This window comes from Niveibacterium umoris, assembly GCF_014197015.1.
GTDB classification, from domain to species: Bacteria; Pseudomonadota; Gammaproteobacteria; order Burkholderiales; family Rhodocyclaceae; genus Niveibacterium; species Niveibacterium umoris.
The window spans coordinates 1,414,929-1,438,282 of sequence record NZ_JACIET010000002.1 but is presented as its reverse complement, the minus strand read 5'-3'; the positions used below and the strand labels follow the sequence as shown (position 1 = coordinate 1,438,282).

The window sequence follows — 23,354 nt, the reverse complement described above, 5'->3', positions numbered from 1 at the left end:
TCGCCCCCGCTCACTTGGCCTTGACAGCCGGACGCACCACGACGTCACCACCATCGTGACCGGGCACAGCGCCCTTCACGAGCAGCAGGCCGCGCTCCGCATCCACACGCACCACTTCGAGGCTCTGGACCGTCGCACGGACGGCGCCCAGATGACCCGACATGCGCTTACCCGGGAAGACACGACCCGGATCCTGCGCCATACCGATGGAACCCGGCACGTTGTGACTACGCGAGTTACCGTGGGTTGCGCGCTGCGAACCGAAGTTGTGACGCTTGATGGTGCCGGCAAAGCCTTTACCGATGGATACGCCCGTCACGTCGACCTTCTGGCCGACATTGAAAATCTCGACACTGATGACGTCACCAGCCTTGTAAGAGGCCAGTTGATCATCGGCAAGTCGAAACTCCTTCAGGACGTGACCGGCTTCGACGCCGGCTTTGGCGAGATGCCCGGCGAGCGCTTTGTTTACGCGACTCGCACGGCGCTTGCCGAAAGTCACCTGAATCGCGGCGTAGCCGTCGACATCAGGCGTCTTGATCTGGGTCACTCGGTTGTTCGACACGTCAAGCACCGTCACTGGAATGGAAGCCCCATCCTCAGCGAAGACGCGAGTCATGCCAACCTTGCGACCAACAAGGCCTAGACTCATGTTGTTCTCCTGAAAATCCGGTTGCGATTGACCGGACCGCTAAAAAGTCGAATCGCGCCCAAACGGAAGGGCGCGAATCCGAAATTATAACCGCCTGCTTAAAAAATACGCAAGCGATTCAATTTATTGCAGCTTGATCTCGACATCGACGCCCGCAGGCAGATCCAGCTTCATCAGTGCGTCGACCGTCTTGTCGGTCGGGTCGATGATGTCCATCAGGCGCTGGTGAGTGCGGATTTCGAACTGGTCACGCGAGGTCTTGTTAACGTGCGGCGAACGCAGCAAGTTGTAACGCTCAATGCGCGTCGGCAGCGGGACCGGGCCACGGACAACGGCGCCGGTACGCTTGGCGGTTTCAACGATTTCCTGTGCCGACTGGTCGATCAAACGATAGTCGAAGGCCTTCAGGCGGATGCGGATCTTCTGGCTTTGCATGTTGAATTCCTAAAGAACAGTAAAGAACACAAAGAACAACAGGGCGCCCGATGGGCGCCCTTCCCTGCAAATTACTCGATGATCTTCGCGACGACGCCGGCACCAACGGTGCGGCCACCTTCGCGGATCGCGAAGCGCAGACCTTCTTCCATCGCGATCGGGGCGATCAGCTTGACGGTGATCGACACGTTGTCGCCCGGCATGACCATCTCGGTGCCTTCGGGCAGCGAGATCGAACCGGTCACGTCGGTCGTGCGGAAGTAGAACTGCGGACGGTAGTTGTTGAAGAACGGGGTGTGACGACCGCCCTCGTCCTTGCTCAGCACATACACTTCACCGGTGAAGTGGGTGTGCGGGGTGATCGAACCCGGCTTGGCCAGCACCTGACCACGCTCGACGTCTTCACGCTTGGTGCCGCGCAGCAGCACGCCGACGTTGTCGCCTGCCTGACCCTGGTCGAGCAGCTTGCGGAACATTTCCACGCCGGTACAGGTGGTCTTGACGGTGGGCTTGATACCGACGATTTCGATTTCTTCGCCGACCTTGACCACGCCACGCTCGACACGACCCGTCACGACGGTGCCGCGACCCGAGATCGAGAACACGTCTTCGATCGGCAGCAGGAAGGGCTTGTCGATCGCGCGCTCCGGCGTCGGAATGTAGGAGTCGAGCGCATCGGCCAGGGCCATGATGGCGCCTTCGCCCAGCTCACCCTTGTCGCCTTCGAGGGCCTTGAGGGCCGAACCCTTGACGATGGGCACATCGTCGCCAGGGAATTCGTACTTCGAGAGCAGCTCGCGCACTTCCATTTCGACGAGCTCGAGCAGTTCGGCGTCGTCGACCATGTCGCACTTGTTCAGGAAGACGATGATGTAAGGCACACCAACCTGACGGGCGAGCAGGATGTGCTCACGCGTTTGCGGCATCGGGCCGTCAGCGGCCGAGCAGACCAGGATCGCGCCATCCATCTGGGCGGCACCGGTAATCATGTTCTTGACGTAGTCAGCGTGACCCGGGCAATCAACGTGCGCGTAGTGACGGTTGGCCGTCTCGTACTCAACGTGCGCGGTGTTGATGGTGATGCCGCGCGCCTTTTCTTCCGGCGCAGCGTCGATCTGGTCGTACGCCTTGGCTGCGCCGCCGAACTTGGCTGCCAGCACGGTGGTGATCGCTGCAGTCAGCGTGGTCTTGCCATGGTCAACGTGACCGATGGTGCCGACGTTCACGTGCGGTTTCGTCCGCTCGAATTTTTCCTTGGCCATTTCTAGTCCTTAATTGAACAAAGCATCACTTCTTGTTGATGATGGCTTCCGCGACGTTACGCGGGGCTTCGGAGTAGTGCTTGAACTCCATCGAGTACGTTGCACGTCCCTGGCTCAACGAGCGCAGCGTGGTCGAGTAACCGAACATTTCGGCCAGCGGCACTTCTGCCTTGATGACCTTCAGTCCGGCAACATCATCCATGCCCAGCACGATGCCGCGACGACCGGAAAGATCGCCCATCACGTTGCCCATGAAGTCTTCCGGCGTTTCGACCTCAACAGCCATCATCGGCTCAAGCAGCACAGGATTCGCCTTGCGCATGCCGTCCTTGAAGCCCATCGAAGCAGCCATCTTGAACGCGTTTTCGTTCGAGTCCACGTCGTGGTACGAACCGAAGTGCAGCGTCACCTTGACGTCGACAACCGGGAAGCCAGCAAGCACGCCGTTCGGCAGCGTTTCCTGCAGACCCTTATCAACCGCGGGGATGTATTCGCGCGGCACCACGCCACCCTTGATCGCGTCGACGAACTCGTAGCCCTTGCCCGGTTCGTTCGGCTCGATCTTGAGCACGACGTGACCGTACTGACCACGACCACCCGACTGCTTGACGAACTTGCCCTCGGCATTTTCGACCGTGCCGCGAATCGTTTCGCGGTACGCCACTTGAGGAGCGCCTACGTTCGCCTCTACGCCGAATTCGCGCTTCATGCGGTCGACGATGATTTCGAGGTGCAGCTCGCCCATACCCGAGATGATGGTCTGGCCCGACTCCTCATCGGAACGGACACGGAACGAGGGATCTTCGCGAGCGAGACGACCGAGCGCGACACCCATCTTCTCCTGGTCGGCCTTCGTCTTCGGCTCTACGGCGACGTGAATCACCGGCTCCGGGAATTCCATGCGCTCGAGCGTAATCACGTGCTCCGGGTCGCACAGTGTCTCACCGGTTGTCACTTCCTTAAGGCCAATTGCCGCTGCGATGTCGCCCGCACGAACCTCTTCGATTTCGACACGGTTATTCGCGTGCATCTGCACAATACGACCGATACGCTCTTTCTTGCTCTTGACCGGGTTGTACACCGAATCACCCGACTTCACGACGCCCGAATAGACACGGAAGAAGGTGAGCTGACCAACGAACGGGTCGGTCATCAGCTTGAATGCTAGCGCCGAGAATGCGGCATCATCCGTTGCCGGACGCCGCTCTTCGCCACCATCTTCGTTCTCACCCTTCACCGGCGGAATGTCCACCGGCGACGGCATGAAATCGATCACGGCATCAAGCATTGCCTGAACGCCCTTGTTCTTGAACGCCGAACCGCACAGCATCGGAACGATTTCGCTCTTGATGGTGCGATCGCGCAGTCCCGCCTTGATGTCAGCCTCGGAGAGATCACCCTCTTCGAGGTATTTGTTCATCATCTCTTCTGACGACTCGGCGGCCGCCTCGACCATCTTTTCACGCCATTCTTGGCACTTGGAGACCAGTTCAGCCGGGATTTCCCCGTACTCGAACTTCATGCCCTGGGTCGAGTCATCCCACCAGATCGCCTTCATCTTGATCAGATCGACAACACCCTTGAAGCCCTCTTCAGCGCCAATCGGCACCTGAACGGGAATCGGGTTGGCGCGCAGGCGAGCACGCATCTGGTCGTGCACCTTGAAGAAATCCGCACCCTGACGGTCCATCTTGTTCACGAAGGCCAAGCGCGGGACGCCGTACTTATTGGCTTGGCGCCAGACGGTTTCGGACTGCGGCTGCACACCACCGACCGCGCAATACACCATGCACGCACCGTCAAGCACGCGCATGGAACGCTCAACTTCGATAGTGAAGTCGACGTGCCCGGGCGTGTCGATGATATTGACGCGGTGCTCCTCACGCGACAGATCCATGCCCTTCCAGAAACAGGTCGTGGCGGCCGACGTAATCGTGATGCCGCGCTCCTGCTCCTGCTCCATCCAGTCCATGGTGGCGGCGCCATCATGGACTTCACCGATCTTGTGATTCACACCGGTGTAAAAAAGGATGCGCTCAGTCGTGGTGGTCTTGCCGGCATCGATGTGTGCCGAGATGCCGATATTACGGTAGCGCTCGATCGGGGTTTTGCGTGCCACGGTAGTAACCTCTACCTAAACGAAAGTCCGCAACAGGTGCGGACAGGGGAAATCAATACTTCGGGAAAGCAATCGAGCCCCTTTCAGGGCCCGACGCTCCTAGACTTGCATGGATCAGAAACGGAAGTGCGAGAACGCCTTGTTCGCTTCGGCCATACGGTGAACTTCTTCGCGCTTCTTCATCGCAGCGCCACGACCTTCAGCGGCTTCGAGCAATTCGCCGGCCAGACGCTGGGCCATCGACTTCTCGGAACGCTTGCGGGCAGCTTCACGAATCCAGCGCATCGACAGCGCCATACGGCGCGACGGACGCACTTCAACCGGAACCTGGTAGTTCGCACCGCCAACACGACGGCTCTTCACTTCCACAACCGGCTTGACGTTGCTGATTGCGCTACCGAACACCTCGAGCGGATCCTTTCCACCCTTGGCCGTAATCACTTCAAGCGCGCCGTAAACGATGCGCTCAGCCACGGCCTTCTTGCCGCTCTGCATGATCACGTTGATGAACTTCGAGACATCCTGGCTGCCGAATTTCGGATCCGGCAGGATATCCCGCTTGGGTACTTCGCGACGACGGGGCATTTCAACCTCCTGCTATTTCGAAAGGGATCAGGACTTCTTCGGACGCTTCGCGCCGTACTTGGAGCGCGACTGCTTCCGATCCTTGACGCCCTGGAGGTCAAGCGAACCGCGGACGATGTGATAACGCACACCCGGCAAGTCCTTCACACGACCACCGCGAATCAGGACCACCGAGTGCTCCTGCAGGTTGTGACCTTCACCACCGATGTACGAGATCACCTCGAAACCGTTGGTCAGGCGAACCTTGGCGACCTTACGAAGCGCCGAGTTCGGCTTCTTCGGCGTGGTGGTGTAAACGCGGGTACAGACGCCGCGCTTCTGAGGACAGGCTTCGAGAGCCGGCACTTTGCTCTTGGAGACCGGGGTTTCCCGGCCCTTACGAACGAGTTGATTGATTGTTGGCATTACTTTTCCTTGGATCGCACCACCGATGAAACACGGATTGGGCCGCGATCAGAACACAGGAAGGCCGACCGCGAACGGCCGACCCACTAAAGAGGCGGGATTGTAGCCAACCCCGCCCCGTATCGTCAACGACGACTCACTCAGCCTGAACGCCTTCGGCAGCAGCCGGGGCTTCCGGTTCTGCAGCAAGGTTGGCCGGCGGCAAGTCGAAGGTCGCTCCGGACTGAGCCCGGCGCGCGCGGTGATACGCGAGACCGGTGCCTGCCGGGATAAGTCGGCCGACGATGACGTTTTCTTTCAGACCGCGCAGTTCGTCGCGCTTGCCCAGGATCGCCGCCTCGGTGAGGACGCGGGTAGTTTCCTGGAACGAAGCAGCCGAAATGAACGAGTCCGTGGACAGCGACGCCTTCGTAATACCAAGCAGCATGTACTCATACTGCGCCGGCATCCGGCCATCGGCGTTGAGCTTGTCGTTTTCGTCCAGCACTTCCGAACGCTCGACCTGCTCTTCGCGGATGAACTTGCTATCGCCCGGATCGGTGATGACCACGCGACGCAGCATCTGGCGAACGATCACCTCGATGTGCTTGTCGTTAATCTTCACGCCCTGCAGGCGATACACATCCTGAACTTCCTCGATGATGTAGCGGGCGAGTTCCTCGACACCCTTCAGACGCAGGATGTCGTGCGGATCTGCCGGACCATCGACGATCAGTTCGCCACGTTGCACGACCTGGCCATCGTGCACCAGCACATGCTTGTCCTTCGGGATCAGGAACTCGTGCACCGTGCCATCCGGCTCGGTGATCACGAGACGCTGCTTGCCCTTGGTGTCCTTGCCAAACGACAGCGTGCCGGTGACTTCTGCCAGCATGCCAGCATCCTTCGGCGAACGCGCTTCGAACAGTTCAGCCACGCGCGGCAGACCACCGGTAATGTCACGCGTCTTCGCCGATTCCTGCGGGATGCGCGCCAGCACGTCGCCGACCGAGACTTCCTGACCATCCTTGACGGTGATCAGCGAACCAACCTGGAAGGTGATGGTCACGGCGTGATCGGTACCGGCGATCTTGACCTCTTCGCCCGCTGCATTGATCAGCTTGACCTGCGGACGGACGCCCTTGCTCGCGGACTGGCCACGGCGCTTGGCATCGATGACCACCAGAGTCGACAGACCCGTGACTTCGTCGATCTGCTTGGCGACCGTCGCACCTTCTTCGACGTTCTCGAACTTGATGGTGCCGCTGTACTCGGTGATGATCGGACGGGTGTGCGGATCCCAGGTCGCGAGTTGCGCGCCGGCCTTGATCACGCCACCGTCGTCGACCAGTAGGGTGGCGCCGTACGGAATCTTGTGGCGCTCACGCTCACGGCCCATGTCGTCTGCAACCACCAGTTCCGCGGAGCGCGCGATGACAACCTTTTCGCCCTTGGCAGTCGTCACATAGCGGGTGTTGCCTGCGTAGCGGATCGAACCTGCGGACTTCGCCTCGACCGACGAAGCTAGTGCGCGCGCGGATGCCGCACCACCCACGTGGAAGGTACGCATGGTGAGCTGGGTACCCGGCTCGCCGATCGACTGCGCGGCAATCACACCAACCGCTTCGCCCGAGTTCACCAAATTGCCACGGCCAAGATCGCGGCCGTAACACTTGGCGCACAGGCCGTAACGGGTTTCGCAAGTCAGCGGGGTGCGCACACGAACTTCGTCCACGCCCATCGCATCGATGCTGTCGCACGCATCTTCGTCGAGCAGCGTGCCGGCGTAGATTGCGGTTTCCTGGGTTTCCGGGTTGACGACATCGTCAGCGGCCGTGCGGCCCAGGATACGGTCGCGCAGCGGTTCGACCACTTCACCGCCTTCGATGATCGCGCGCATCGTGAAGCCGAGTGCGGTTCCACAATCGTCTTCGGTGACCACCAGATCCTGGGTCACGTCGACCAGACGGCGCGTGAGGTAGCCAGAGTTCGCGGTCTTCAACGCGGTATCCGCAAGGCCCTTACGCGCACCGTGCGTCGAGATGAAGTACTGCAGAACGTTCAGACCTTCGCGGAAGTTGGTCGTGATCGGCGTTTCGATGATCGAGCCGTCCGGCTTCGCCATCAGACCGCGCATACCGGCAAGCTGACGGATCTGTGCCGCGGAACCCCGCGCACCCGAGTCCGCCATCATGTAGATCGCGTTCAACGACTCCTGGCGGACTTCCTTGCCGAGGTGGTTGATGACCGGCTCGGAACCGAGCTGCTCCATCATCGCCTTGGCAACCTGATCACCTGCGCGGCCCCAGATATCGACGACCTTGTTATAGCGCTCACCGTCGGTCACAAGACCCGACGTGTACTGCTGGGCGATCTCTTTCACCTCGTGCTCGGCGGCCGAGATGATCTGATGCTTGGCGGCCGGCACCAGCATGTCGCGCACGGCAATCGACAGGCCGGCACGGGTTGCGAGGCGGAAACCGAACTGCATCAGACGGTCGGCGAACACCACGGTTTCCTTCAGGCCACAGCGGCGGAAGGCGTGGTTGATCAGCTTCGAGATCTCTTTCTTCTTCAGCGCCTTGTCGATCACCGAGAACGGCAGACCAGCGGGCAGAATTTCGGAAAGGATCGCACGGCCAATGGTCGTGTTGTAGCGCGTCAACTTCTCGCGTTTCTCGCCCTCGGCCGTCAGCTCGACCTCGCGGATACGGATGTATACGCGGGCATGCAGCGACGCTTGACCCGACTCGTACGCACGCTTGGCTTCTGCGACGTCGACGAAGGCCATGCCCTCACCCGGCACGTTCACCGCCTCGCGGGTGGCGTAGTACAGACCCAGCACCACGTCTTGCGACGGAACGATGATCGGCTCGCCGTTGGCCGGCGACAGCACGTTGTTGGAAGACAGCATCAGCGTGCGGGCTTCCATCTGCGCTTCGAGCGACAGCGGAACGTGCACGGCCATCTGGTCACCGTCGAAGTCGGCGTTGAACGCCGCGCAGACGAGCGGATGCAGCTGGATCGCCTTGCCTTCGATCAGCGTCGGTTCAAAAGCCTGGATACCCAGACGGTGCAGGGTCGGCGCGCGGTTCAGCATGACCGGATGCTCGCGGATCACCTCTTCGAGGATGTCCCACACCATCGGCTCCTGGCTCTCGACCATCTTCTTCGCCTGCTTGATCGTGGTGGCATAGCCACGCAGCTCAAGCTTGTTGAAGATGAAGGGCTTGAACAGCTCCAGCGCCATCAGCTTGGGCAAACCGCACTGATGCAGCTTGAGCTGCGGACCCACGGTAATCACCGAACGGCCCGAGTAGTCCACGCGCTTACCGAGCAGGTTCTGACGGAAGCGACCGCCCTTACCCTTGATCATGTCGGCGAGCGACTTGAGCGGACGCTTGTTCGCGCCGGTCATGGCCTTGCCGCGGCGGCCGTTGTCGAGCAGCGAGTCGACGGCTTCCTGCAGCATGCGCTTTTCGTTGCGCACGATGATGTCCGGCGCCTTGAGCTCGAGCAGACGCTTCAGACGGTTGTTCCGGTTGATGACGCGGCGGTACAGGTCGTTCAGATCCGACGTCGCGAAGCGGCCACCATCCAGCGGCACCAGCGGACGCAGATCCGGCGGCAGCACCGGCAGCACTTCCATGATCATCCAGTCGGGGCGGATGCCCGACTGCGTAAAGGCCTCCAGCACCTTCAGGCGCTTGGCGATCTTCTTGATCTTGGCTTCCGAACCGGTGGTTTCGAGTTCCGAGCGCAGACGCTCGATTTCGCGCGGCAGGTCGATCGAGCGCAGCAGTTCGCGCACGGCTTCGGCACCCATCAGCGCGGTGAACTCGTCACCGTACTCTTCGGTCTTCGCGATGAAGTCTTCTTCGGTCAGCAACTGGCCGCGCGTCAGCGGGGTCATGCCGGCGTCGACGACGACGAAGCCTTCGAAGTACAGCACGCGCTCGATGTCGCGCAGGGTCATGTCGAGCACCATGCCGAGACGGCTCGGCAGGCTCTTCAGGAACCAGATGTGGGCGACCACCGAGGCGAGCTCGATGTGGCCCATGCGCTCGCGGCGCACCTTGGCCAGCGTGACTTCCACGCCGCACTTTTCGCAGATCACGCCACGATGCTTGAGGCGCTTGTACTTGCCGCACAAGCACTCGTAGTCCTTCACCGGGCCAAAGATCTTGGCGCAGAACAGACCATCGCGTTCCGGCTTGAATGTCCGGTAGTTGATGGTTTCCGGCTTCTTCACTTCGCCAAAAGACCAGGAACGGATTTTCTCCGGCGACGCGAGACCAATGGTGATCGCGTCGAACTCTTCCTCGTTCGGCAGGCTCTGTTTGAACAGGTCAGCGAGCAGGCTTTTCATGTTTCGTCACTCCAATCCGAGACGGCGGCGCCGTCTCAGTAACGGTCCAGGTCGATGTCGATGGCCAGCGAGCGGATTTCCTTCACCAACACGTTGAAGGACTCCGGCATCCCTGCGTCAATCTTGTGCTCACCCTTGACGATGTTTTCGTAGACCTTGGTACGGCCGGTCACATCGTCGGACTTCACGGTCAGCATTTCCTGCAGCGTGTAGGCAGCGCCATACGCTTCCAGTGCCCAGACCTCCATTTCGCCGAAACGCTGGCCGCCGAACTGCGCCTTACCGCCCAGCGGCTGCTGGGTGACAAGCGAGTACGGGCCGGTCGAACGCGCGTGCATCTTGTCGTCGACAAGGTGGTGCAGCTTCAGCATGTGCTTGTAGCCCACCGTCACCTTGCGCTCGAAGGCCTCACCGGTGCGGCCGTCGAACAGGGTGACCTGCTCGCCGCCTTCGAGGCCGGCGAGCTTGAGCATCTTGCCGATTTCCTCTTCGGTCGCGCCATCGAACACCGGCGTTGCGAAAGGCACACCCTTGGTGAGGTTCTGGGCCAACTCGACCACTTCACCGTCGCTCAAGGTATCGATCGCCTCGTCCTTGCCGCTGGTGTTGTAGATGTCGTTGAGCAGCCCACGAACTTCCTTGGCGGTTGCCTGGCGACGCAGGGTTTCGTTGATCTTGTTGCCCAGACCCTTCGCAGCCCAACCGAGGTGGGTTTCAAGAATCTGACCGATGTTCATCCGCGACGGCACGCCCAGCGGGTTCAGCACGATGTCGACCGGGGTGCCGTTTTCCATGTACGGCATGTCTTCGACCGGAACGATCTTCGACACGACACCCTTGTTACCGTGACGACCGGCCATCTTGTCACCCGGCTGCAGACGGCGTTTGACGGCGAGGTAGACCTTGACCATCTTCTGTACACCCGGGGGCAGTTCATCACCCTGGGTCAATTTCTTCTTCTTCGCTTCGAATGCGAGGTCGAAGTCCTTGCGGGTCTTCTCGAGGCCTTCCTTGAGCGACTCGAGCTGCTGGGCGATCGCTTCGTCCGCCATGCGGATGTCGAACCAGCTGTGCGGCTCCACGTCAGCAAGGTACTCGGCGGTGATCTTGGTGCCCTTGGCGAGCTTTTTCGGGCCGCCGTTGGCGACCTGGCCGGTAATCAGGCGCTCGATACGCGAGAACGCATCGCGCTCCACGATACGCATCTGGTCGCCGAGGTCGAGTCGGAAGCTGCGCAGCATGTCGTCGATGATCGACTGCGCACGCTTGTCACGCTCGATGCCTTCGCGGGTGAAGACCTGCACGTCGATGACGGTGCCGTTCATGCCGGACGGCACGCGCAGCGAGGTGTCCTTAACGTCGGAGGCCTTTTCACCGAAGATCGCACGCAGCAGCTTCTCTTCCGGCGTCAGCTGGGTCTCGCCCTTAGGCGTGACCTTGCCGACCAGCACGTCGCCCGCATCGACTTCTGCACCGATGTAGACGATGCCGGACTCATCGAGACGGCCCAGCTGCGCTTCGCCCAGCGACGCGATGTCGCGGGTGATTTCTTCGGCGCCCAGCTTGGTGTCACGCGCCACCACCGTCAGTTCCTCGATGTGGATCGAGGTGAAACGGTCGTCGGCCACCACGCGTTCGGAGATCAGGATCGAGTCTTCGAAGTTGTAGCCGTTCCACGGCATGAAGGCGACCAGCATGTTCTGGCCCAACGCCAGTTCGCCCAAATCGGTCGAGGCGCCATCGGCCAGCACATCGCCCTTGGCGATGCGGTCACCATTCTTCACGACCGGTCGCTGGTTGATGTTCGTGTTCTGGTTCGAACGCGTGTACTTCGTGAAGTTGTAGATGTCGACGCCGACTTCGCCCGGCACCGTTTCATCGTCGTTCACACGCACCACGACGCGGCTCGCGTCGACATAGTCGACCACACCGCCACGCAGCGCCTGCACGGTCGTACCCGAGTCGACTGCCACGGTGCGCTCGATACCGGTACCGACCAGCGGCTTTTCCGGACGCAGACAGGGCACGGCCTGACGTTGCATGTTCGCGCCCATCAGTGCGCGGTTCGCATCGTCGTGCTCAAGGAACGGAATCAGCGAGGCCGCGACCGACACGATCTGCGACGGCGAAACATCCATGTACTGCACCTGATCCGGCGTCACGAGGGTGAATTCACCCTTGTGGCGGCAGGAGACCAGTTCGTCGATCAGCGCACCGCTGCCATCGAGTTCGGCGTTCGCCTGCGCGATGACATAGCCACCCTCTTCGATTGCCGACAGGTAGTCGATCTGCTCGGTCACACGGCCGTTGTCGACCTTGCGATACGGCGTCTCGAGGAAGCCGTGGCGGTTGGTCGTCGCGTAAACGGCGAGTGAGTTGATCAGGCCGATGTTCGGGCCTTCCGGCGTCTCGATCGGGCACACACGACCGTAGTGCGTCGGATGCACGTCGCGGACTTCGAAGCCTGCGCGTTCGCGCGTCAGACCGCCCGGGCCGAGTGCCGAGACACGACGCTTGTGCGTGATCTCGGACAGCGGGTTGGTCTGGTCCATGAACTGCGACAGCTGCGAGGACCCGAAGAATTCCTTGATCGCGGCCGAGATCGGCTTGGCGTTGATCAGGTCGTGCGGCATCAGGTTGTCGGATTCGGCCTGGTTCAGGCGCTCCTTGACGGCGCGCTCGACACGCACGAGGCCCGCGCGGAACTGGTTTTCTGCCAGTTCGCCAACGCAGCGCACGCGGCGGTTGCCGAGGTGATCGATATCGTCGATTTCACCGCGACCGTTACGCAGCTCCACCAGCACGCCGACCACCGCGAGGATGTCGTCGTTGCAGAGGACGCCTGCGCCCTCTTCGCCCTGCGGGCCGACGCGCTCGTACAGGCGACGCTGCCATTCCGGCGCCTTGTCATCCAGACGTTCCGGATAGGCGCGGCGGTTGAACTTCATGCGGCCGACGGACGACAGGTCGTAACGTTCCGGCGCGTAGAACAGGCCCTGGAACAGTGCTTCGACGGCGTCTTCGGTGGGCGGCTCGCCCGGGCGCATCATGCGGTAGATCGCAACACGTGCTTGCCACTGGTCGGCGGTTTCGTCCGAACGCAGCGTCGAAGAAATGTAGGCGCCGCGGTCGAGATCGTTGATGTACAGCGTCTCGAAGGACTGCACGCCACCGCGCGACAGCTTGGCGAGCACTTCTTCGGTAATTTCGTCGTTGGCGCGCGCCAGCAGTTCGCCGGTCTCGCTATCAACAACGTTCTTCGCCAGCACGCGACCGAGCAGGAAGTCTTCCGGCACAGCCATGCTCTTGATGCCGGCTTCGTTCAACTCGCGAATGTGCTTTGCGGTGATCCGCTTGTCCTTCGCGACGATCACCTTGCCCTTGCCGTCGGTGATGTCGAAGCGCGCGACTTCACCACGCAGACGTTCCGGCACCAACGCGAATTCGAAGTCCGCGCCCTTCAGATTGAAGGTGTCGAAATCGTGGAAGGTCGCGAGAATGTCCTCGGCGGTCATGCCGATCGCCTTCAGCAGGATCGTGACCGGCATCTTGCGGCGACGGTCCACGCGGAAGAACAGGAAGTCCTTCGGATCGAACTCGAAGTCCAGCCAGGATCCACGGTAGGGAATGATGCGGGCCGAGAACAGCAGCTTGCCGGAACTGTGCGTCTTGCCGCGGTCGTGCTCGAAGAACACGCCCGGCGAACGGTGCAGCTGGGAGACGATGACCCGCTCGGTACCGTTGATCACGAAAGACCCGGTGGTCGTCATGAGCGGAATCTCGCCCATGTAGACTTCCTGCTCCTTCACTTCCTTGACGGTTTCCTTCGCTGCTTCCTTATCGAGGATCACCAGGCGCACACGTGCGCGCAGCGGCGACGCGAAGGTCAAACCGCGCTGTTGGCATTCCTTGACGTCGAACGCCGGCTCGCCAAGCGCAAAGTAGACAAACTCCAAGCGTGCATTGCCAGAGTGCGAGGTGATCGGGAAGATCGATTTGAACGCAGCCTGCAGACCCTGATCGCGCCGCGCCTGCGGCGGCAGATCGGCCTGCAGGAAGGCGGTATAGGACTCCAGTTGAGTTGCAAGCAGGAAAGGCACATCCAGAACGTCCGCGCGTTTCGCGAAGCTCTTGCGGATGCGCTTTTTCTCGGTGAACGAGTAGGCCATGAGTTCTCCGGTAAGCGAAGGGCACAGGCAGCCACCCCGCGTGACCCCCCGAGGTCACGAATCTGCGGGCTGGCTTGCCCCGACTGGTGCAGCGGATCTGGCGGCTGGCCTCTACCAACCTCTGGCGGACAACGGAAGCGCGAGGTCAGATGCCCCGGCGGAACTTCCGTCCGACCAGTTCCGGTCTTCTGCAGTCGATTCAGAAGACACAGGAAAGAGCGCTGGCTCAGCGGCCTTTCCTGTGCATCCCGAAAAAAGCACAAAAGGCTGGTGACGCCGAGACGTCACCAGCCCACGCTTTCGCAGGTCGATTACTTGACTTCGACCTTCGCGCCCGCGTCTTCCAGTTGCTTCTTCAGCGCTTCGGCGTCGGCCTTGGCGATGCCTTCCTTGACGGGCTTCGGAGCGCCGTCGACCAGGTCCTTGGCTTCCTTCAGGCCCAGGCCGGTCGCTGCACGCACGACCTTGATGACTTCAACCTTCTTGTCGCCGGCAGCAGCCAGGACAACGGTGAACTCGGTCTGCTCTTCAACCGCGGCAGCCGGGCCAGCGGCCGGGCCAGCAACAGCCATTGCAGCGGCGGAGACGCCGAACTTCTCTTCGAACGCCTTCACGAGGTCGTTCAGGTCCATCACCGTCATCGAACCGACGGCTTCCAGGATGTCTTCTTTAGTGATTGCCATTTGAATGAACTCCAAATTCAGATTCGTACAAACCGTACAGAAAACCAGACCGACCGATCAGGCAGAAGCGCCTTCGGATTCGCGCTTCTTGGCGAGCGCGCCGAGCGCGACAGCCATGCCCGAAACCGGCGCCTTCATGACACCCAGCAGCTTGGCGAGAAGTTCCTCGCGGCTCGGGATGCTTGCCAGCGCCTGAACACCGGCCTTGTCGAGCACTTTGCCCGCGTAGCAGCCAGCCTTCAGCTTCAGTTTGTCGTTGGTTTTCGCGAAGTCGTTCAGCACCTTGGCTGCAGCAACAGGATCGGCCGAGAAGCTGTAAATCAGCTGGCCAGTCATGTGCTCGGCAAGGCCGGCGAAGGCGGTGTCAGCCACCGCGCGACGCGCCAAGGTGTTCTTCAACACGCGCAGATAAACGCCCGCTTCGCGCGCCTTCGCACGCAGCACGGTGACGTCGGTCACCTCAATGCCTGCATACTCCGCCACGACGACGGTCTGGGCGTTGGTCAGCTGTGCTGCAACCTCGGCTACGACGGCTTTCTTGTCGTCTAGATTCAGACCCATGAGGTCTTTCCTCCTATCAAGTCAACTCGCAGCGACCCTTGCGGATCGCCACACCCACGGCGACCTGGATCAGGAGCGTGCCGGCCGAGGCCGGCGAAATCCTGTTCTGGATACACCGTCTGCGCAGGCTGTTCGCACGATTAAGCCCTTGATCGAAATCTTGGGCGCCCGCGGTCTTTGACGATCCAAGCCACCCGAAGGTGGCTTGGCCCAAAGTTCTTTCATTTGCGGCGGAACACGCCCGCCGCGGCAAATCAGGCCGACAGGCTCGTCGGTTCGACGCGAACGCCGCCGCCCATCGTGCTCGACACAGCCATCTTGCGAATGTACTGACCCTTGACCGCCGCCGGCTTCGCCTTGACCAGCGCATCCACCAGCGCGCCAAGGTTCTGCTGCAGCGCCTCAACCGTGAACGACGCACGGCCAATCGTCGCGTGAATGATGCCTGCCTTGTCGGTGCGGTACTGAACCTGGCCGGCCTTGGCGTTCTTCACTGCGGTGGTCACATCCATCGTGACGGTGCCGACCTTCGGGTTCGGCATCAGGCCACGCGGACCGAGAATCTGACCCAGCGCGCCGACCACACGCATGGCATCCGGCGTAGCGATACACAGATCGAAATCGATGTTGCCGCCCTTGACCTTCTCGGCCAGATCGTCAAAACCGACGACGTCAGCGCCGGCAGCCTTTGCTTCCTCAGCCTTCGGGCCTTGGGCAAAAACCGCAACGCGCACCGACTTGCCGGTACCGGCAGGCAACACCACCGAACCACGCACCAGCTGGTCCGATTTCTTGGCATCGATACCGAGGTTCACCGCGACATCGACGGACTCGTCGAACTTAGCGGTCGAAGTGTCTTTCACCAGCGCGAGTGCTTCGGCGACGTGGTAGACGCGGTTGCGGTCGATCTTTGCGCGCAGAGCCTGCAGACGCTTGGATTGCTTAGCCATCTCAGAGGCCCTCCACGGTGATGCCCATGCTGCGCGCGGAGCCAGCAATGGTACGAACGGCAGCTTCGAGATCTGCTGCAGTGAGGTCGACCATCTTTGCCTTGGCGATTTCTTCGCATTGGGCGCGGGTGATCTTGCCGACCTTGTCGGTGTGCGGCTTGGCCGAACCCTTTTGCAACCCAGCAGCCTTCTTGATGAGGATCGTCGCGGGCGGCGTCTTCATGATGAAGGTGAAGGACTTGTCCGCGAACGCAGTGATCACGACCGGAATCGGCAGACCCACTTCCATGCCCTGAGTCTTGGCATTGAAGGCCTTGCAGAATTCCATGATGTTCAGACCGCGCTGACCGAGTGCCGGGCCAATTGGGGGCGACGGATTCGCCTTGCCGGCCGGCACTTGCAGCTTGATGTAGCCGATGATTTTCTTTGCCATGATGGCTCCTGATTGATGAGTGAAAGCGCGCTTTCGTTGAACCTACTTGCGCTCCTCAACGCTCCGTCGTTCGCACGACGAGGCAAGGCCCGCGCAAGGCGGGCCGCTACTGCTTAAACCTTTTCGACTTCGCCGAAACTCAATTCGACCGGCGTCGCGCGCCCGAAAATCGTCACCGAAACGTTCAGTCGGCTCTTTTCGTAATTCACCGACTCGACGTTGCCATTGAAGTCGGCGAACGGACCTTCCTTGACCCGCACCATCTCGCCAATTTCGAACAGCACTTTCGGCTTGGGCTTCTCGACCCCCTCCTGAACCTGCTGCAGGATCTTGTCGACTTCCTTCTGCGTAATCGGCGTCGGCTTGTTAGCGGTACCGCCAATGAAACCGGTTACGCGAGGCGTGCTCTTGACCAGATGCCAGGACTCATCGTCCATATCCATCTCGACCAGCACATAGCCGGGGAAGAACTTGCGCTCGGTCGTAACCTTCTGGCCGTTGCGCATCTCGATGACTTCTTCGACCGGAACAAGAATCTGACCAAACTTGTCCTGCATGCCGGCGCGCGCGATCCGCTCAACCAGCGCGCGCTGCACCGACTTCTCGAAACCGGAATACGCATGAACCACGTACCAACGCATGCTCATGAATGCCTCCAGCCGAGAACCAGGTCGTACAACACCCACTCAAGCGACTTGTCAGTCACCCAGAGGAAGAACGCCATGATCACGACAAACGCGAATACGATGCCCGTCGTCTGCAGCGTCTCCTTGCGGGTCGGCCAGACAACTTTCTTGACTTCAGTGATCGCATCCGAGGCGAAGGCTGCAAACTGACGCCCAGCCTCAGTGAACCATGCAACGGCAACGCCAGCAGCGACACCAGCCAGCACGGCCAGCACGCGAAGGACTGTCGGCTGCGCGGACAGCAGGTAGAAGCCAGCCACGCCAGCAGCCACGAGCAGCAGCGCCAGCGCAAACTTGATTTTATCGACCATGGGTGGTGTTAACCCGCTTTGCGTTGTGGCAGGGGCAGAGGGAATCGAACCCCCAACCTTCGGTTTTGGAGACCGACGCTCTGCCAATTGAGCTATACCCCTGCAGCAGAGACTACAAAGCGCCGGCGAAGACCGGCGCTTGTTGCAAGCGCCCGGATGACCGGGCGCTCACTCGGACACTGATATTACTCGATGATCTTCGCGACGACGCCGGCACCAACGGTGCGGCCACCTTCGCGGATCGCGAAGCGCAGACCTTCTTCCATGGCGATCGGGGCGATCAGCTTGACGGTGATCGACACGTTGTCGCCCGGCATGACCATCTCGGTGCCTTCGGGCAGCGAGATCGAACCGGTCACGTCGGTCGTGCGGAAGTAGAACTGCGGACGGTAGTTGTTGAAGAACGGGGTGTGGCGACCGCCTTCGTCCTTGCTCAGCACATACACTTCACCGGTGAAGTGGGTGTGCGGGGTGATCGAACCCGGCTTGGCCAGCACCTGACCACGCTCGACGTCTTCACGCTTGGTGCCGCGCAGCAGCACGCCGACGTTGTCGCCTGCCTGACCCTGGTCGAGCAGCTTGCGGAACATTTCCACGCCCGTACAGGTGGTCTTGACGGTGGGCTTGATACCGACGATTTCGATTTCTTCGCCGACCTTGACCACGCCACGCTCGACACGACCCGTCACGACGGTGCCGCGACCCGAGATCGAGAACACGTCTTCGATCGGCAGCAGGAAGGGCTTGTCGATCGCGCGCTCCGGCGTCGGAATGTAGGAGTCGAGCGCATCGGCCAGGGCCATGATGGCGCCTTCGCCCAGCTCACCCTTGTCGCCTTCGAGGGCCTTGAGGGCCGAACCCTTGACGATGGGCACATCGTCGCCAGGGAATTCGTACTTCGAGAGCAGCTCGCGCACTTCCATTTCGACGAGCTCGAGCAGTTCGGCGTCGTCGACCATGTCGCACTTGTTCAGGAAGACGATGATGTACGGCACACCGACCTGACGGGCGAGCAGGATGTGCTCACGCGTTTGTGGCATCGGGCCGTCAGCAGCCGAGCAGACCAGGATCGCGCCGTCCATCTGGGCGGCACCGGTAATCATGTTCTTGACGTAGTCAGCGTGACCCGGGCAATCAACGTGCGCGTAGTGACGGTTGGCCGTCTCGTACTCAACGTGCGCGGTGTTGATGGTGATGCCGCGCGCCTTTTCTTCCGGCGCTGCGTCGATCTGGTCGTACGCCTTGGCTGCGCCGCCGAACTTGGCTGCCAGCACAGTGGTGATCGCTGCAGTCAGCGTGGTCTTGCCATGGTCAACGTGACCGATGGTGCCGACGTTCACGTGCGGTTTCGTCCGCTCGAATTTTTCCTTGGCCATGTCACTACCCCAGAAGTCAGAATAAAAACCCGGAGAGCGCTATCAGCCGCAACACCGAGCCGAAACAAAAGAATGGTGCCCTTGACGTGGATTGAACACGTGGCCTCTCCCTTACCAAGGGAGTGCTCTACCACTGAGCTACAAGGGCACTGCTACAACCTGGAGCGGGTGAAGGGAATCGAACCCTCGTCATAAGCTTGGAAGGCTTCTGCTCTACCATTGAGCTACACCCGCAGGCCGACACCTTTTAGCCGCCCATCCCGCCGCCGCAGCCGGCAACGGAACTTGAATCAAATTGCTTGGTGGAGGGGGAAGGATTCGAACCTTCGAAGGCAGAGCCGTCAGATTTACAGTCTGATCCCTTTGACCGCTCGGGAACCCCTCCCCGTGCGAAGCCAACTACTTTAGAGAGCCAGACAAATCCTGTCAACCCGAATTTGCAGTTCGATCTGCAAATCGGAGCCCGAACGGTGTTCCGATCGCTTCGCACTGGCGGTCTGGTGGTACGCATTTCTATAGTGCATCAACGACTTGCTCTGAGGAGAAACCAGTAACTGTCGCAGGGCTGACATTGCGGCGGCGCAGCGTTGGGCGCCGGCACTGACAATCCGCGTCCGGCGTCGACGTTTCGAGCCGAGCGCAAGGCGATCCGCCCAAAAGGAGGCATCGCCCGGCAGCACAAAAACACAATTTTTGTTGAGGAGACGCCCCATGACGGAAGTAACGTCCGGCCACGCCGCCGCGCGCGCGGTGAGCCTGGAAGACAAGTACGAGATCGAATCCGGTCGAGTTTTCATGACCGGCTATCAGGCGCTGGTGCGCCTGCTGATGATCCAGAAGGAACGTGACCGCGCCGCCGGGATCAACAGCGCCGGCTTCGTCTCGGGATATCGCGGTTCTCCGCTTGGCGGCCTCGACCAAACGCTGTGGAAAGCCAAGTCGCACCTGAAGTCGCACGAGATTGTTTTCCAACCGGGTGTCAATGAGGACCTCGCCGCAACCGCCGTGTGGGGCACTCAGCAAGTCAATCTTTACCCCGGCGCGAAGTACGACGGGGTGTTCTCGATGTGGTACGGCAAGGGGCCGGGCGTCGATCGCTCCGGCGACGTGTTCCGCCACGCCAACGCCGCCGGCACCAGCCCCAAGGGGGGCGTGCTGGTGATCGCCGGCGACGATCATGCCGCCAAATCCTCGACGCTGCCGCACCAGACCGACCACTTCTTCAAGTCGATGATGATGCCGGTGCTGGCGCCGGCGGGGGTGCAGGAGTACCTCGATTTCGGCGTCCATGGCTGGGCGCTCTCGCGCTATTCGGGCTGCTGGGTCGCGTTCAAGGCGCTCGCGGATACGGTGGAAACCTCGGCGTCCGTGGACATCGACCCGCACCGCGTGCAAGTGAAGATCCCGAGCGATTTCACACTACCGCCGGACGGTCTGAACATCCGCTGGCCTGACCCACCGCTGGTGCAGGAAAAGCGCCTGCTGCACTACAAGCTGTACGCCGCACTTGCTTACTGCCGCGCCAACGGGCTCAACCGCATCGTGATCGATTCGCCGCAGCCCAAACTTGGCATCATTACCTCGGGCAAGGCTTACCTCGATGTGCGCCAGGCACTGGATGACCTCGGCATCGACGAGCGGCTCGCCGCCGAGATCGGTATTCGGCTCTACAAGGTCGGCATGGTCTGGCCGCTCGAGTGTGAAGGCCTGCGCCAGTTTGCCGAAGGGCTGGACGAAATCCTGGTCGTTGAAGAGAAGCGCCAGCTGCTCGAATACCAGCTCAAGGAAGAGCTCTACAACTGGCGCGAAGATGTGCGCCCGCGTGTGGTCGGTAAGTTCGACGAAAAGGGTGAGTGGGCCTTCGAGGTCGGCGGCCAGGGCAAGGTCTGGCACGGCGACTGGCTGCTGCCCGCGGCCGGGGAGCTGACCCCCGCAATGATCGCCCGCGCCATCGCCAGCCGCATCGCGCGCTTTCACACCTCGGACCGCATCAAGGCGCGCCTCGCCTTCCTTGAAGCGAAGGAACAGGCGCTGGCGAAGAAGGTGTTCTCGATCGATCGTGTGCCGACCTTCTGCCCCGGTTGCCCGCACAACACCTCGACCAAGGTGCCCGAAGGCTCGCGCGCGGTCGGCGGCATCGGCTGCCACTACATGGTCACCTGGATGCACGGCCGCAACACGACCACCTTCACCCACATGGGCGGCGAGGGCGTCACCTGGGTCGGTCAGGCGCCCTTCACCAACACGCGCCATGTGTTCGCCAACCTCGGCGACGGCACCTACTTCCACTCCGGCCTGCTGGCGGTGCGCCAGTCCGTGGCGGCGCTGCAACGCGCCGCCCTCGGCAACGAGAAAGCGCCCGGCATCACCTACAAGATCCTCTACAACGACGCGGTCGCGATGACCGGCGGCCAGCCGGTCGACGGCGTGCTCACTGTGCCGATGCTGGTCGCCCAGCTCAAGGCCGAAGGCGTGCACAACCTGGTGATCGTCACCGACGGCACCGAGCGCGCCTACGGCCCCGGCGACCTCGATCATGTGCCGGTACGCCACCGCGACGAAATGGATGCCGTGCAGCGCGAGTTCCGCGAATTGCCGGGCGTCTCGGCCATCATCTACGACCAGACCTGCGCCGCCGAGAAGCGCCGCCGGAGGAAGCGCGGCAGCTTCCCCGATCCGCAGCGCCGCGCCTTCATCAACGAGTCGGTGTGCGAAGGCTGCGGCGACTGCGGCGTGCAGTCCAACTGCATGGCGATCGTGCCGGTCGAGACCGAGTTCGGTCGCAAGCGCGCGATCGACCAGTCGGCCTGCAACAAGGACTACTCCTGCCTCAACGGTTTCTGCCCCAGCTTCGTCACCATCGAGGGTGGCAAGGTGCGGCGCGGCCGCGCGCTCAACGGCCAGACTGCAGAAGCCTTCGCGGTGCCTGCACCGCAGTTGCCGGACACCACGCAGCCGTTCGGCATCCTGATTACCGGCGTGGGCGGCACCGGCGTCGTCACCATCGGCGCGCTGATCGGCATGGCCGCGCACATCGACGGCAAGGGCGTCACCGTGCTCGATATGACCGGCCTCGCGCAGAAGGGCGGCTCGGTGTATTCGCATGTGCGGATCGCCAACCGGCCCGAAGACCTGCACGCGGTGCGCGTGGCGGCCGGCGAAGCCAACGCGGTGATCGGGGGCGATGTGATCGTGTCCGCCTCGAACGAAGCACTCGCGAAGATGGCGCTGGGCAAGACCCGCGCGGTGGTGAACTGCGCCGAATCGCCGACCTCCGAGTTCGCGCACAACCCGGACTGGCAGTTCCCGCTCGACAAGATGCAGGGTGCGATCACCGATGCCGTCGGCCCCGCGGCGGTGGACTTCCTCGACGCGCAGAAACTTGCCACCGCGTTGATGGGTGACGCGATCGCGACCAACCTGTTCCTGCTCGGCTATGCCTGGCAGCGCGGCTTGGTGCCGGTGTCGGAGGGAGCGTTGATGCGCGCCATCGAGATGAACGGCGTCGCAGTCGAGATGAACAAGGCCGCCCTCACCTGGGGCCGCCGCGCCGCGCACGACCGCGCTGCCGTCGAGCGCATCGCCTCGCCGGCCCCTGTGATCCCGCTCAAGCCGGCGCAAACGCTCGACGAGCTGGTCGCTTCGCGCGTGGCCTTCCTGACTGCCTATCAGGACGCCGCCTGGGCCGAGCGCTACCGGCAGCAGGTCGAGGCGGTGCGGCGTGCAGAGTCCCCTTTCGGCAGCACCCGACTGACAGAAACCGTGGCGCGCAACCTCGCCAAGCTGATGAGCTACAAGGATGAGTACGAAGTCGCGCGGCTTTACACCGACCCGGCCTTCCTCGAACGCGTCGGCAACACCTTCGACGGCGACTACCGCATCAAGCTGCATCTGGCGCCGCCGCTGTGGGCCAAGCCAGATCCGGCGACCGGCAAGATCCGCAAGATCGAGTACGGCGACTGGGTGCTTACCGCCTTCAAGTACCTCGCAAAACTCAAGGTGCTGCGCGGTGGCCGCCTCGATGTGTTCGGCTACACCCGCGAACGCCGCATGGAGCGCGCGCTGATTGCCGAATACGAGGGCGACATCGCTCGACTCGCCAGCCAGCTCAGCGCCGACAAGCTCGATCTGGCGGTGCAGATCGCGGGCCTGCCGGAGAAGATCCGCGGCTTCGGGTACATCAAGGATCGCAACCACGCCGAAACCGCACGCGAGCGTGACGCACTGTGGCTGCGCTGGACGCAATTCGCCACCGGCGGCAAGCCCGCGCTGAAGGCCGTCGAGGCCGCCTGACGTAGCGCAGGGGAATTGCGGGAAGGCTTACTGCGCCCGCGATTCCCCTGCGCATTTCTCCTAGACTGAATCATGCGGATCGCGCA

Annotated in this window: 16 protein-coding genes and 4 tRNA genes; 1 reads left to right on the top strand and 19 read right to left on the bottom strand. The window is 61.7% G+C overall.

Translation table 11 applies throughout. The features are described 5' to 3' along the window. Positions 1-10: 10 nt before the first annotated feature. From rplC to GGR36_RS18525, 19 genes are all read right to left on the bottom strand, one after another. Positions 11-652, bottom strand: a complete 642-nt coding sequence (gene rplC / locus GGR36_RS18615; protein ID WP_183636381.1) for a 50S ribosomal protein L3 — start codon at positions 650-652, stop codon at positions 11-13. A 123-nt stretch (positions 653-775) separates the two neighbouring features. Then, a complete protein-coding gene (gene rpsJ, locus GGR36_RS18610) occupies positions 776-1,087 on the bottom strand; it encodes a 30S ribosomal protein S10 (RefSeq protein ID WP_172205048.1) in 312 nt (103 codons plus the stop codon). Positions 1,088-1,158: 71 nt separating this feature from the next. Next, entirely contained in the window at positions 1,159-2,349 is a 1,191-nt protein-coding gene (gene tuf / locus GGR36_RS18605; RefSeq protein WP_183636332.1) for an elongation factor Tu, read from the bottom strand. A gap of 25 nt (positions 2,350-2,374) precedes the next feature. Then, positions 2,375-4,468: an elongation factor G gene (fusA, locus tag GGR36_RS18600; RefSeq protein ID WP_183636377.1), complete on the bottom strand. Its 2,094-nt coding sequence runs from the start codon at positions 4,466-4,468 to the stop codon at positions 2,375-2,377. Positions 4,469-4,582: 114 nt separating this feature from the next. Continuing rightward, positions 4,583-5,053, bottom strand: coding sequence for a 30S ribosomal protein S7 (gene rpsG / locus GGR36_RS18595; protein WP_183636374.1), 471 nt, complete (start codon positions 5,051-5,053; stop codon positions 4,583-4,585). 27 nt (positions 5,054-5,080) lie between these two features. Next, positions 5,081-5,458, bottom strand: a complete 378-nt coding sequence (gene rpsL, locus GGR36_RS18590) for a 30S ribosomal protein S12 (protein WP_172205340.1) — start codon at positions 5,456-5,458, stop codon at positions 5,081-5,083. A 136-nt stretch (positions 5,459-5,594) separates the two neighbouring features. After that, positions 5,595-9,806: a DNA-directed RNA polymerase subunit beta' gene (gene rpoC / locus GGR36_RS18585; protein ID WP_183636358.1), complete on the bottom strand. Its 4,212-nt coding sequence runs from the start codon at positions 9,804-9,806 to the stop codon at positions 5,595-5,597. 35 nt (positions 9,807-9,841) lie between these two features. Then, positions 9,842-13,975 carry a DNA-directed RNA polymerase subunit beta gene (gene rpoB / locus GGR36_RS18580; protein WP_183636355.1) on the bottom strand — a complete coding sequence of 1,378 codons (4,134 nt, stop codon included), beginning with the start codon at positions 13,973-13,975 and terminating at the stop codon, positions 9,842-9,844. A gap of 311 nt (positions 13,976-14,286) precedes the next feature. Beyond that, complete coding sequence (gene rplL, locus GGR36_RS18575) at positions 14,287-14,658, bottom strand: 50S ribosomal protein L7/L12 (protein ID WP_183636352.1); 372 nt, start codon at positions 14,656-14,658, stop codon at positions 14,287-14,289. A gap of 57 nt (positions 14,659-14,715) precedes the next feature. Next, positions 14,716-15,219 (bottom strand): 50S ribosomal protein L10, encoded by a 504-nt coding sequence (rplJ, locus tag GGR36_RS18570; RefSeq protein ID WP_183636349.1) that lies wholly within the window; start codon positions 15,217-15,219, stop codon positions 14,716-14,718. Positions 15,220-15,473: 254 nt separating this feature from the next. Next, positions 15,474-16,169 carry a 50S ribosomal protein L1 gene (gene rplA, locus GGR36_RS18565; RefSeq protein WP_183636346.1) on the bottom strand — a complete coding sequence of 232 codons (696 nt, stop codon included), beginning with the start codon at positions 16,167-16,169 and terminating at the stop codon, positions 15,474-15,476. A gap of 1 nt (position 16,170) precedes the next feature. Continuing rightward, entirely contained in the window at positions 16,171-16,602 is a 432-nt protein-coding gene (gene rplK, locus GGR36_RS18560) for a 50S ribosomal protein L11 (RefSeq protein WP_183636341.1), read from the bottom strand. 113 nt (positions 16,603-16,715) lie between these two features. Then, entirely contained in the window at positions 16,716-17,249 is a 534-nt protein-coding gene (nusG, locus tag GGR36_RS18555; protein ID WP_183636338.1) for a transcription termination/antitermination protein NusG, read from the bottom strand. Then, positions 17,246-17,599 carry a preprotein translocase subunit SecE gene (secE, locus tag GGR36_RS18550; protein WP_183636335.1) on the bottom strand — a complete coding sequence of 118 codons (354 nt, stop codon included), beginning with the start codon at positions 17,597-17,599 and terminating at the stop codon, positions 17,246-17,248. Before secE ends, nusG begins: the two co-directional genes overlap by 4 nt. Before the next feature lie 26 nt (positions 17,600-17,625). Next, a tRNA-Trp gene (locus GGR36_RS18545) sits at positions 17,626-17,701 on the bottom strand. Between the two features lie 83 nt (positions 17,702-17,784). After that, a complete protein-coding gene (gene tuf / locus GGR36_RS18540; RefSeq protein WP_183636332.1) occupies positions 17,785-18,975 on the bottom strand; it encodes an elongation factor Tu in 1,191 nt (396 codons plus the stop codon). Positions 18,976-19,048: 73 nt separating this feature from the next. Then, a tRNA-Thr gene (locus GGR36_RS18535) sits at positions 19,049-19,123 on the bottom strand. Positions 19,124-19,135: 12 nt separating this feature from the next. Continuing rightward, positions 19,136-19,209: transfer RNA gene (locus tag GGR36_RS18530), tRNA-Gly, on the bottom strand. Positions 19,210-19,275: 66 nt separating this feature from the next. After that, positions 19,276-19,360 (bottom strand) — tRNA-Tyr (locus GGR36_RS18525). A gap of 326 nt (positions 19,361-19,686) precedes the next feature. Between GGR36_RS18525 and GGR36_RS18520 the strand changes: the two genes are divergently transcribed. Then, the gene (locus GGR36_RS18520; protein ID WP_183636330.1) at positions 19,687-23,268 is read left to right on the top strand and encodes an indolepyruvate ferredoxin oxidoreductase family protein; all 3,582 of its coding nucleotides are present in this window, start codon (positions 19,687-19,689) and stop codon (positions 23,266-23,268) included. The last annotated feature ends 86 nt before the right edge of the window (positions 23,269-23,354 follow it).